The following is a 12,517-nucleotide window of genomic DNA, read 5'->3' as shown; positions in this document are numbered from 1 at the left end:
TTTAAAAGATATTTCTATGACGATTAAAAACGAACTGACTGCAAACCCAAACCTTCTTCATCAAACATTTTCTCTGGAAGGGCAACTTGCAGTAGTTACAGGGGGAGGAAGTGGAATCGGTTTTTATATTGCGCAATGCATGGTAGCTGCCGGCGCAAAGGTAGTGATCACTGGCAGAAGAGAAGATGTATTGAAAGAAACGGCTGGAATTCTTGGAGACCAGGTAAGCTATTTCGTTAATGATATCACAAAGTTGTCTACCATTCCAAACCTGGTAGCAGCTATTGAAGAAGCGCATGGACCCATTGACATATTGGTAAATAATGCCGGTATCAACATGAAAAAATACGCTGTTGAAGTCACAGACGAGGATTTCGACCGCGTGATTCAGACCAACCTTCATGCTGTGTTCTCTATGACACGTGAAGTAGGGAAACGTATGGTGGAAAGGAAACGTGGATCTGTCATCATGATTACGTCCATGGCTGCACTGTACGGAATCGACAGAGTGGTGGCCTACACTGCCTCGAAATCTGCGATCGGAGGCATGGTGAAAGCGCTCACAACGGAGTTCTCTCCGTACAATGTTCGTGTTAATGCAATTGCTCCGGGCTTCATAGAAACACCCATGATGTTGACCGCTATGAACGGAGATCCAGCTCGCCGAGACAAAGCCATGGATCGTACTCCGATGGCGACCTGGGGAAAGCCGGATGATATTGGCTGGGCTGCCGTTTTTCTTGCTTCTCCGGCTTCTAAGTTTATTACCGGAGTTTCTTTGCCAGTAGACGGAGGCAATTCTATCGGTTTTTAGTTACCGGTTTAGCTAAAGTATATTCCTAACCTTGAAATGTTAATTCATGAAAAAATCCGTTCTGATTGGCCAATTTATATTCCTGACCTTCATCTGTACACTTTTTACTGCCGGCAGTGCAACCGCCCAGAAGATCAGGTGGAATAAGGTCAAAGTCTTGGTCTATACCAAAAATGGGCAGGGATATGTACATGACAATATTGCAAACTCTGTTACAGCAATCCAGGCGTTGGGTCAAACACATGGTTTCAAGGTGGATGTAAGTGATAATCCTGCACTATTTACAGATGATAATCTTAAACAATATGACGCGCTGATTTTTTCGAATACCAATAACAATGTATTTGATACCGACGCTCAACGCGTGGCACTGATGCGGTACATTCAGGCGGGCGGAAACTTTGTGGGATTACATTCTGCATGTGGTACTGAGCGTAGCTGGAAATGGTTTAAAGGATTACTGGGAGGAACGTTCTTCTGGCACGAACCCGGACAAGCATTTGCCGTTAATGTGCTTGATAAGAGAAACCCTTCATTAGCGCATTTGCCGTTACAATGGAAAAGAGAAAAAGATGAATTCTACTTTCTGAAAGAAATGAGTGTAAATCTGAATGTGCTGGCTGTAAATGATCACACTACGATTGAAAAACCGGCCGGGAAAGCACTCGATACTTTTGGAAGTGTATTCCCATCGGTATGGTGGCATGAATACGACGGAGGTCGCGCGTTCTATACTTCTCTGGGTCATGAAAAAACGGACTATGAAAAGGATGATCTCAGAAAACATATTCTGGGAGGAATTGAATGGGCGATCGGGCCTCAGAAACCCCGAAATTACAGTAAGGCTTATGCAAAATCCCCGACTGACGAGCCTAAATCTACTCATAATCAGATATTGGACAAATAAGTAATGTCGATGACTACAGTCGGCATTGCTGGCACTTAACCCGGATCTCATGAACAACTCAGAACAAAACAATCAGAACAGAAGAGACTTCCTGAAAAAAGCAGCTACGGGTACCGCGGGTATCATTGCTGCAAGTATGTTCCCCACTATTGTGCCGGCAAGCGTATTCGGGAAGAATGCACCGAGCAATAAAATTCAGATCGGACAGATCGGATTCGGAAGGATCGGAGCCTCACACGACTTGCCGGAAGTGATTAAGAACGAAGCAGCCCATGTGATTGCTGTAGCAGATCTTGACAAAGTCCGGCTTGAAAAGGGCAAAGCATGGATCGAAAAGAAATATGCTGAGCGTACAGGAAAAGACAAATACCTGGAGGTAAAAACCTATGAAGACTACCATGAAATTCTGGGAAGGAAAGATATAGATGCAGTCATCATCAGTACACCTGACCACTGGCATGCCCAGCCGGCAATGGAAGCAGCGGCGGCCGGCAAACATATTTATATGCAAAAGCCCACTTCTCTCACCATACGTGAGGGTCGGCAGATGGCTGATATGGTGATTAAGAAAAAAGTGATATTCCAATTAGGTAGCCAGCAACGTTCCATGAATCCATGGCCACAATTCAAACGGACTTGTGAACTGGTAAGAAACGGACGTATCGGTAAACTGAAAAAAGTATATGTTGGCCTGCCTGGCGACCCTGCCGGTGGAAATCCGGCACAAATGCCAGTTCCTGCTAACCTCAACTATGACATGTGGCTGGGATCTACTCCTGAAGTGTATTACACACTGGATCGCGTGCATTCACAGACTGATATGTTTAACGAACGTCCGGGATGGCTTCGGCTGGAACAGTTTGGTGCTGGTATGATCACCGGCTGGGGCTCACACCATATTGATATTGCGCATTGGGGAATGGATACAGAACTAACAGGTCCGATCGAAATAGAAGGATCTGCTACATTCCCGGCTAAAGGTTCAGGACTGTGGGATGTACATGGTGATTTCCTTGTGAATGCCAAGTATGCCAACGGCGTGGAGATGGAAATTGGCGGAACTAACCCGAACGGAGTAAAATTTGAAGGAACTGACGGATGGATATTTGTTTCACGCGGTAATGTAGGCGTGACGGCATCCGACCCGGGAGCAGCCGCAACTGCCAAAGAAAACAAGGCTTTTTATGCCAGTGACCCAAAAATCTTGGGTTCGGTGATAGGCGAAAAAGAGATTCACCTGTATGAAAGTCCGGAGCAACACCAAAACTGGATCGAAAGCATTCAAAGTGGCAAGCAAACGATCAGTCATGCAGAAATTGCACAACGCTCCTGCACAGCATGTCTTCTGGCTCACACAGCCATGAAATTGGGCAGAAAACTAAAATGGGATCCAAAGAAAGAAGATTTTATCGGTGATAAAGAAGCCAGTGCGACCTTATCAAGACCTCAAAGAGGAAAATACGGAACGAATAAAGTAAAAGGTTGACCCTGATATCAACTGGATTGAAACAACCTTTGTGGGCCTCCATGAAGGTTGTTTATTTTTTGAGATGATGCTCTCTCTATTATTGCAGTAGTTCTGGCTAATACTGTTTTCATCCACCCAATTGAGATGAATTAAAATAAAAAGCTTTCTCCTGGATAATCAGTAGTTGCCCTTATATTCCCGCGGCGTATGCCCTATATATCTTTTGAAATTCCTGTTGAAATTGGATAAGGAGTCAAAACCACTGTCATAGGCGATTTGAGCGATAGTCCATTGATCTTCCAGCAATAACTTACAAGCATGTCCTATTCTGATCTCATTCACGAAGTCAATAAAGGTTTTATTGGAACGCGCTTTAAAATACCTGCAAAAAGCGGCTTCGCTCATTCCTGCAAGTGACGCCACATCGCCCAACCTGATTTCCTGCGCAAAATGCTGAAGAACGTAACTATGCACCTTTTGCATACGCTCCGTTTCAGATATCTTGTAAGTATTAACGTATCCATAACTCGCAATAGGTGTTCCACCTTCTTCATGCGACAATTTATTCAGCAAGGTCATTAAACGCAGCACACTCTGAAAACCCTCTTCATGTAGCATCCCGACTAACTCAGACCGTACATGATCACGCAAAGCTCCCTTATATGAAATTCCTCTTTTCGAATCAATCATCAGCTGTTTAAGCGCAAGCATTTCTGGTCGGTCCAGAAAATCCTTTCCTAAAAAATCATCCTGAAAATACAGTACTATACCATGGGTGTTCAGACCTGAGTCTGCATTGAAATAATCGGAGTCACTTCTCCAAAGATGAGGAATATCAGGTCCCAGGAATACAGTATCACCGGGCTCAAAAGTATGAATGGAATCACCGATCAATCGTTTACCTGTTCCCTCCATCACAGTGAAAAGCTGATAGTGTGGATGAAAATGCCAGTTGGGATCAAAATGAGATTCTTTCAATTCCTGAACAGTAACTGTCCTTACCTGGCTTTCTATATTTTTATGAATGGGAGCTTTCATATCACAACACCTTTATTTTGATCATTTACAGCTATTTATTACAAATATAGATCAAAAAACAGTATAATCGATTGATTTAAACGAGTAAAATGCCAGATAAAGCGGGAACGTATAGCAGTCCCACGAGGTTTATATTAATTCTGAATTGCAAGTTAGGTAGAAGAAAATCGAATTATTATCGTTAATATTCTACTCTACCAGCGATTTTCGAGTAAAACTGGCATAATTTTTACAATAAGTATGCTCAGAAAAATCAGGGCTAAACCTATATAATCAGGTTAGAAGCACAATCCTTTATATCAGTTATAAGAACCATTATCATCATGACGAAAATCTTCAAACTGTTGACATTATTGATCCCTGCTGTAACACTTATGAGTTGTGGAAAAACTGCAACTACTATCGTCAGCGAAAAAGAACTCACAGGTAAATGGCAACTCGAAAGTGTTGTAGAAAATAATGACACGATATACCGCCCAGCAGTTAAAAACGGTATGTATGATGTAAGCGTAACATTTAAAGACAAGGGTGAACTTGAAGCTACTTCTTCTACAAATTACCTTACCGGCTTCTACGAAACAGCGCAGTTGAATGCCATTCATTTGGGAGGTGATGGTACCGAAAGGAAAGAGACATCGTGGGGGAATTTATTCGTTAACGCTTTACCTCAGGTAAACTTGTATGATTTGAAATCAAATAACCGATTGGTACTTTTTTATAACAACGATAGTCAGTTGATATTCAGCAGAGCGAGATAGTACGTCCAAAATAGAATAAGAAAAACCGGTTCAGTGTACTGACCCGGTTTTTTTATGGGTTGATATACCCTTAACAAGCCCGGCCTTATAGAGATCAATCAAAATTTAATCAATACTAATCAAATGCGGTAAACTGATTGGTATTATATCTCTGTAAAATTGTACAAAGTTAAATTGTCCGTTTCTACACGCTGACAAATCACTAAATCCTATTGTCTACAGCGGCAAGCCAAGCATTACCGTTCAAAATTAGTTTTGATGAAATATAGCATGAATCTTCTCCTTTGGGGGAATCAAATTGACGAAAGCCTGTTTCCTACACTGGAACTTATCAAGGAAATTGGTTTTGATGGAGTAGAAGTACCCATCTTTAATACAAATCCCGAACACTGGTTCGGATTCCGCAAAAAGCTGGATGAGTTAGGCCTTGCCTGCGAAACAGACACTATCTGCGGACCTGAAGAACACCTTATCAGTGCAGATCCTGCCATGAGGCGTCACACAGTTGAGCACCTGAAGCGTGCACTTGATTGCTCTCTTGTATTGGGCGCTACCAAGCTAATGGGACCTTATCATTCCGCTTTAGGCGTTTTCACGGGCCAGCCGGCTACCCAGCAGGAATGGCAATGGGGTATTGAAGGCATACGTGAAGTAGCCGATTACGCTGAATCCCTGGACATTACATTGGGGTTGGAATATCTCAATCGATTTGAGTTATACCTGACCAGCTGCGGAGACGAACTGATCAGGTTTGTGGATGAAGTAAATCATCCTAACTGCAAAATGATGTTCGATACATTCCATGCCAATATTGAAGAAAAAAATATCGGTGATACCATCCGTAAAGCAGGAGACCGTATATCGTTTATCCAATTATCTGAGAACGATCGCTCAACTCCCGGAAAAGGTAATGTAGACTGGGAAGGCATTTTTAAGGCGATCAAGGACATCAATTATGACGGCTGGATCAGCATAGAGGCATTCAGCCCTAAACTTCCGGTTGCCAATATCTGGCGCAAAATGTTCGACTCAGAAGAGCAGTTGATGCGAGATGGTCTTTCTTTTATCAAGGCAAATATCTGAATTTAAAGTAGCCGCAACTGATAAGCCACTGCTGTTCTATATGAATGGCAGTGGCTTTTGGCTGTACCTGCCTTACTCATTGATTTTTTCAACTATTTCACAATAATCTCATATACAATCCTTTACAAATAAATTTTGTAACCAAAAGAGACTCACAAACGTAAAAAGTTAATCAATAATTAATTTGGTATTGGTCTAAATAAGCCTACTTTTGCGCCATTAACACCAACTTCTCCAATACAAATATTTATATGAGATTACTTTTTACACTCCTTTTGGCAGTGATGCTATCTGGTGCATTCGCACAAACAGCAATTGTGAAAGGAAAAATAACATCACCATCCAACGAACCGGTAGAGCTGATCAACCTCATCCTAAAAGAGACAGGAAAAGGTACTGTTACCTCGTCGACAGGAGAATTTGAATTTTCGGACCTGGAAGCGGGTAGCTATCATATCATAGGAACAGGAATAGGTTTCAGGAAAATAGAAAAGCAGGTGCAGGTAAAAGACGGAGAAACCGTTACCATACAGCTTGAAGTGCATGAAGATGCCCGGCTCCTGCAAACCGTAGACGTAATAGGAAATTCAGGATCGAGTTATAAGAACGACCTGTCGTTTATCGGTAGCCGTACTGCAACACCCATTCGCGAAGTACCTCAGGCCATTTCTTACATTACCAAAGAGGTGATGCATGATCAGGGAACATTCCTCATGGGCGACGCTGTCAAAAACATGAGTGGTGTGAATCAGTTTACTTTTTATGATGACCTTACCATTCGCGGCTTTCGTATGAACGGTGGTAGCACAACGCAGTTATTTAATGGTTTACGTACGTTTTCGGGATTCTGGAAACAGCCACCGGTGAATTACCTGGAGAGGGTAGAGGTCGTTAAAGGGGCCGCATCCGCATTATATGGTAATACATCTCCAGGCGGAACCATCAACAGAGTGACTAAAAAACCATTGATGACGCCCCGCAAATCATTGACGTTTACGACAGGGAGTTTTAATACAGTACGTGCCCTTGCCGATTTTACGGGTCCGATGAATGAAGAAAAAACGCTTCTTTACAGACTCAATCTCGGGTATGTGAATGCACAGGGTTTCAGGAATATGCAGTTTGATAAAAATGTGATTATCGCTCCTTCTGTCTCATTCCTTCCCACCCAAAAGACACGTATCAACTTTGACCTGGTGTACAATAATTCCAAAAGCAGACTGGATCGCGGTCAGTCCGTAATTGGGAATGATCTTTATTCCAGCTCCATCAAAACCTCTCTGAATGCTGCGAACGATTATCTGAATGAAGAGACATACCTGATCACAACATCCCTGAACCACCAGTTTACTCAAAACACGTCCTTAAATGTTGCCTATCTCAGAACCGGCTACAACGAAGATTTGCTCGAACACCGCAGTAGCAATGTAAATGGGATCGACTCCGCCGGCACTGCCATTCCCAATCTTGTAGCAAGACAGGTATTTATCCGTAAAACAAAATCGTTTATGGATAATATTACGCTTTTTGCCAACCACAATTTCAATACCGGAAAGGCTGAACATCAACTGGTGGCAGGTTACGACTATATACAATCCTATACTCCGAAAGGATCAGGACAGCAAACTGCAAGTGGCTATCTATTGAAAGCTGGAGGAGCTGCTGCCTACAATGCTAAAACACCTGAAAAGTATTTGTTCTATAATTATGTTGAGAATGGGGTAACTAGAAGTATTCCGAGACCAAATATCTCGCATTACGATCTGACACTCCAGAATAATCAGATGGAAGATCCAAGCAAATACACTTACAATGTAGTTGCCAATGCAGCCACAACTCCGGTTTTCTATCAGTTACATGGTTTGTATCTGCAGGAGCAAGTCAAAATCGACCGTCTGCAGATTTTACTTGCACTGCGTTATGACACCTACATCGACAAAAAGGGATATACCACTAACAATGAAACCAACGTAGCTCAGCATGCTTTGCTTCCACGTATCGGTGCGGTATATACGATTAATAAAAACGTCAATTTATACGGAACCTATACAAAAGGATATAACCCTCAGGATGCTGCGGTGCAAGCCAATCCGCTTACAGGAGGACCTTTTGATCCGATCAGAAGCAGCCTGGTTGAAGGAGGTGTGAAATCGGAATGGTTCGATGGACGACTGACTGCTAATCTTGCAGTATACAACATCACGCAAACTAACACCCTTTACAATGCTAACGAGGCAGAGCGCCCTGAACTTCTGGTGCAGATTGGAGAAGAGAAAGCCAAAGGTGCCGAATTTGATATAACCGGGAATATCCTTCCAAACTGGAGCCTGATATTAGCTTACAGCTATAATAATGCAAAGTTGACCGATGCCGGCACCCGGGCCGCAGATCAGGTTCTGGTTGGTAAGCAAAAACCCAACGCGCCAAAGAATCAGGGAAGTATCTGGACCAAATACACATTTACAAACGTGGTACTCAATGGTTTTGGATTGGCGTTGGGAGGTAATTTTGTAACCGAGCGAAATGTATCTATTAGTACGACTCAAACATTACCCGGCTATGTAATATTGAATGGAGGGATCTATTACAATATTGATAAATTCAAATTTCAGGTAAACCTGAATAACCTGGCTAATAAAACATACTGGGTGGGTGGATATGATTACCTGAGGTTATTCCCGGGAGCACCACGCAACTTTATGGCGACCGTTTCCTATACATTTTAGGTAATGCAGCAAAAACCTGATCCTTCTTAAACAGGGGATCAGGAATTATCACCATTGAACAACTCAATATTGTGAAGAACATTTTGAAAAAAATATCATCACAACTGCATCTTTGGCTGGGGATTTCCTCCAGCCTTGTGGTTTTTACAGTGGCGCTCACCGGCTGCGTTCTGGTTTTTGAAGAAGAACTGGAGCCGATGATTAACAGGTCGTTCCATGTTGTGACGGTTCCTGACAACAAAAACCGGCTGCCGCTCGACACACTTACCCATCTTGCTCAGGCACAATTCCCTGAAAATAAACTAAGCCGTATCATTGTTGAAAAAGAAGCCGACAGGAGTATTCTATTCGGATTCAAACCGGGTAAAAAGGAAAAGGAGTTACTCACCGTTGCAATCAATCCTTATACCGGCCAAGTAATCGGGTCGCGCGCTGAACATGATACTTTTTTTGAAGTGGTTCTCCGGCTTCATCGGTATTTATGTATGGGTGATACAGGAAAAGTTATCACCGGAATATCATGCGTTTGTTTTCTGGTGATTATGATCACCGGATTGGTATTGTGGTGGCCAAATCGCAAAAATCGTAAGCAGCGATTTACCGTGAAATGGGATGCTTCACCAAAACGTCTCAACTGGGATTTGCATGCCGTATTTGGTTTTTATGTGCTTCCATTCGTATTTCTCATCGCGTTGACCGGACTTGTATGGAGTTACAAGTGGGTCAACAATTTGATTTATCTCGCATTTGATGGCAAACCCCAACAAAAGCGTGAGGCTCCTGCGCAACTTCCTTTAACAGGAAAGTCTGTTACGCACTATCAACAAATACTGAATGAAACACATAAACTGCTGCCCAATCCTGGCAAAGTAACTTTCACTACTTTAGATGCAGACAGTCTCAGTATCACAATAGCCAAAACAGATGATGCAGCGGCAATCAGTAATGTGGTGAGTTTTCTGTATTTCAGTAAAACAGATGGCTTACTGGTTTCCACCCGATTGTACAAAGATGAGACACCCGGATTTAAAGCGCGAAGGGTTGTGTTCCCGATACACACAGGTAGTCTGTGGGGATTACCGACCAAAATCATTGCTTTCATCGCCTCATTTATAGCAGCGAGTCTACCAGTAACGGGAATAATTATATGGCTCGGACGTAAAAAGAAAGGAAAGAAGAAAGCGAAAAAGAGATTGATAAAAATTGACAGGATCAAGCCTGAAATACTTGTGAAGAAAAGTGTGATATAACTATTATTCAAAAAATGAATGAGCATGAACGCGAAAATATCACTCCGCATTTATGCTCCTTTTACTTACGCCCGATCAATTCACCTTTACCAAAGCCCACCACGGCGCCGACCTTTCTCCATTTTCGTAGATCATTCTCGCTTGATAATTACCTGAAACTACATCCGCAGGAAGTTTGTATTCGCAATAGTACAATGGTGCACTTCCCTGGCCATAGGAACTATCTACCCTGCGTTTAGCAGGTATAACTACTACCTTATCTCCCGTTTTCAATTCCAGATCGGGCATCTTCTTATCCGCACTGCCCTCTCCGTATTTTCCTCCGAAAATCCATGGCTTCGGATCTGCGTAAAATACCTGTCCTTTCTTAACACTAACCTTTTCAGGATTTTTATTCAAGATGACCTGAGTTGAATACGCCGATGTCTCTGTCCAAATTCTCCCGATACCTTTAATGGGTTTGCTTTCATCCGAAACCAAAAAATTTCTGCGAAAAAGCAAAGTTTCACCTTCATAAACAGTAAAAATACAATCCTGACAAGATACTCTGTGCAACCTGTCAGGTGGCAAACTCTATATGATATTTGTATTTGAGCTCACACAGAGAACCACGAGACGCAGAGATTTTAGGTAAGAAAATTTGCCACGGATACACGAATGAGCACCAATGCATTGAGTTCTGAAATTCGTGCGTATCTGTGGCTAGAACTTGAACTCGGTGTCATAGATTCCGTGGGCAAAAATTACACAGAGAACCAAGGAGACAAAAAAGAGAGACACAGAGATTAGTTTATTTCTCCATGGCTCTCTTGTAAACTCTGCCTATCTCTGTGTAGCAAATACTTAGAAGTAAAAAATTTGCCACGGATACACGAATGAGCACCAATGCATTGAATTCTGAAATTCGTGCGTATCTGTGTATCTGTGGCAAAACCAGGCGCATCTTTACTTAGCAAATCAATACACCTTCGCCAGTAAATGCGGGCGCTCTTTTTCCAGTTTCAGGATCAGTTCACCGAACAATGTATTCACCCATGCAAACCATTTACGGGTAAATTTAGCCTGATCATCCTTATCAAATGACTCATGCATAAAGCCGGTATGATTATGCGTTGTCTTGAGTAATTTAAGTTGCGCTTCAATCTCCTTTTCATCTGTAGATGTGATCGCACGGGCAATGATGCCCATTGGCCATATCTGATCGACCAGCGTATGCGGACTACCCAAACCCTCCCCTGCTTTTCCTTTAAAGAAATAAGGATTAGAGTCGCTCAGAACAAATTTTCTAGTGTTGATATAGATAGGATCTTTTACAGACATCGCACCCAGATAGGGCATACTGATCAGCCCTGGTATCCCGGCATCGTCCATCAGCAGATAGTTACCAAAGCCATCCACTTCAAACGGATAAATTTTGCCAAACTGTGGGTGGTTGTAAACTGCATACTTTTTAAGTGCATTTTCTACGTCTGTAGCAAGTGCTTTGAAATCGGCAGATAACTTCGCATCCTTCCCGGTTTTATCCAGGATTTCGGCAACCTGTCTGAATGAAACTACCGCGAAAAAGTTAGAAGGTATAAAAAACAGATATTGAGATGCATCATCTGACGGCCTGAATGTACTTGCTATCAACCCATTTGGCTTGATAGGATTACCATAGCCGTTGCCTGGAACCGTATCTGTAGACCATGCTGTAGTGCGACCGAACTTATATGGGCCGCGGTTCTCTTTTCTTTGTTGCTCTTTGCATGTTTGCAAAACCAAACGCATTGCTTTCAACCACTCCTCGTCGAAGGGTGAGGTATCTCCGGTTGTTTTCCAATAGTGATATGCAAGTCGTATGGCATAACACAATGAATCCAACTCCCATTTTCTTTCATGAAGCATAGGCTTCATTTCAGTATGGTCGGAAGTCCACTCGCTTTTTTTGGGTTTGTCATAAAAAGCATTGGCATAGGGATCAATAATAATGCATTTGGTTTGGCGATGGACAAGCCCTGCCACCATATCCTTCAGTTGCTGATCTTCTTTTAACAATGGCAAATACGGCCAAACCTGGGCAGTACTATCTCTTAACCACATCGCATCAATATCACCTGTAATAACAAATGTGTCAGGTTTACCATCGATAGGCTTATAATGAACGGTGGTATCAATGGTATTGGGGAAACAGTTTTCAAATAACCAGGCAAGCTCCGGGTCTTTGATTACTTTTTTCATTCTCGTAATTGTAGCTTCTACCGCTGCACTCTTAAAACTTCGCTGGTCTGCCGCAATACGCACTACCGGAAAATCCTGGGCATTGCGTGAAAACGACCAATTGGGAACTGCCATACCTGCTACAGCAAGAGTGCCTGCTTTTATAAAATCTCTTCTTTTTATCATGAGGTTAAGGATCTTACAGGGAATAATTAAATAAATTTAAAAAAGCAATTTAGACATAAAAAAGCAAAAAATGCGCCGGCTCATCCAT

The 12,517-nt window shown here is 42.5% G+C and carries 10 protein-coding genes; 7 read left to right on the top strand and 3 right to left on the bottom strand.

All coding sequences use genetic code 11. The features are described 5' to 3' along the window. The first annotated feature begins 16 nt into the window (after positions 1-16). From AC1XUE_RS22920 to AC1XUE_RS22910, 3 genes are read left to right on the top strand one after another with little or no spacing between them, the layout of a single operon-like run. Positions 17-814, top strand: coding sequence for an SDR family NAD(P)-dependent oxidoreductase (locus AC1XUE_RS22920; protein ID WP_483358341.1), 798 nt, complete (start codon positions 17-19; stop codon positions 812-814). Positions 815-860: 46 nt separating this feature from the next. Then, complete coding sequence (locus AC1XUE_RS22915; protein WP_483358340.1) at positions 861-1,721, top strand: ThuA domain-containing protein; 861 nt, start codon at positions 861-863, stop codon at positions 1,719-1,721. A gap of 49 nt (positions 1,722-1,770) precedes the next feature. Next, entirely contained in the window at positions 1,771-3,207 is a 1,437-nt protein-coding gene (locus tag AC1XUE_RS22910) for a Gfo/Idh/MocA family oxidoreductase (protein ID WP_483358339.1), read from the top strand. A gap of 159 nt (positions 3,208-3,366) precedes the next feature. Here AC1XUE_RS22910 and AC1XUE_RS22905 read toward each other — a convergent pair whose 3' ends face one another. Beyond that, entirely contained in the window at positions 3,367-4,227 is an 861-nt protein-coding gene (locus AC1XUE_RS22905; protein WP_483358338.1) for a helix-turn-helix transcriptional regulator, read from the bottom strand. Between the two features lie 323 nt (positions 4,228-4,550). On the opposite strand from AC1XUE_RS22905, the gene AC1XUE_RS22900 reads away from it, so the two are divergent. The 4 genes from AC1XUE_RS22900 to AC1XUE_RS22885 all read left to right on the top strand — a co-directional run bounded on the left by AC1XUE_RS22900 (position 4,551) and on the right by AC1XUE_RS22885 (position 10,044). Next, positions 4,551-4,985: an META domain-containing protein gene (locus AC1XUE_RS22900; protein WP_483358337.1), complete on the top strand. Its 435-nt coding sequence runs from the start codon at positions 4,551-4,553 to the stop codon at positions 4,983-4,985. A gap of 270 nt (positions 4,986-5,255) precedes the next feature. After that, the gene (locus AC1XUE_RS22895; RefSeq protein ID WP_483358336.1) at positions 5,256-6,068 is read left to right on the top strand and encodes a sugar phosphate isomerase/epimerase family protein; all 813 of its coding nucleotides are present in this window, start codon (positions 5,256-5,258) and stop codon (positions 6,066-6,068) included. Between the two features lie 251 nt (positions 6,069-6,319). After that, positions 6,320-8,794, top strand: coding sequence for a TonB-dependent siderophore receptor (locus tag AC1XUE_RS22890; protein ID WP_483358335.1), 2,475 nt, complete (start codon positions 6,320-6,322; stop codon positions 8,792-8,794). A gap of 83 nt (positions 8,795-8,877) precedes the next feature. Continuing rightward, on the top strand, positions 8,878-10,044 hold the full coding sequence (locus AC1XUE_RS22885; RefSeq protein ID WP_483358334.1) for a PepSY-associated TM helix domain-containing protein: 1,167 nt from the start codon (positions 8,878-8,880) through the stop codon (positions 10,042-10,044). Between the two features lie 75 nt (positions 10,045-10,119). Here AC1XUE_RS22885 and AC1XUE_RS22880 read toward each other — a convergent pair whose 3' ends face one another. Then, entirely contained in the window at positions 10,120-10,443 is a 324-nt protein-coding gene (locus tag AC1XUE_RS22880; protein ID WP_483358333.1) for a hypothetical protein, read from the bottom strand. A gap of 558 nt (positions 10,444-11,001) precedes the next feature. Next, entirely contained in the window at positions 11,002-12,429 is a 1,428-nt protein-coding gene (locus AC1XUE_RS22875; RefSeq protein WP_483358332.1) for a glycoside hydrolase family 125 protein, read from the bottom strand. Positions 12,430-12,517: the final 88 nt, after the last annotated feature.

This window comes from Dyadobacter sp. HNCC25DJ187 (assembly GCF_056895255.1).
The sequence above is the reverse complement of the archived record's forward strand: the minus strand, read 5'-3'. Positions and strand labels throughout refer to the sequence as shown.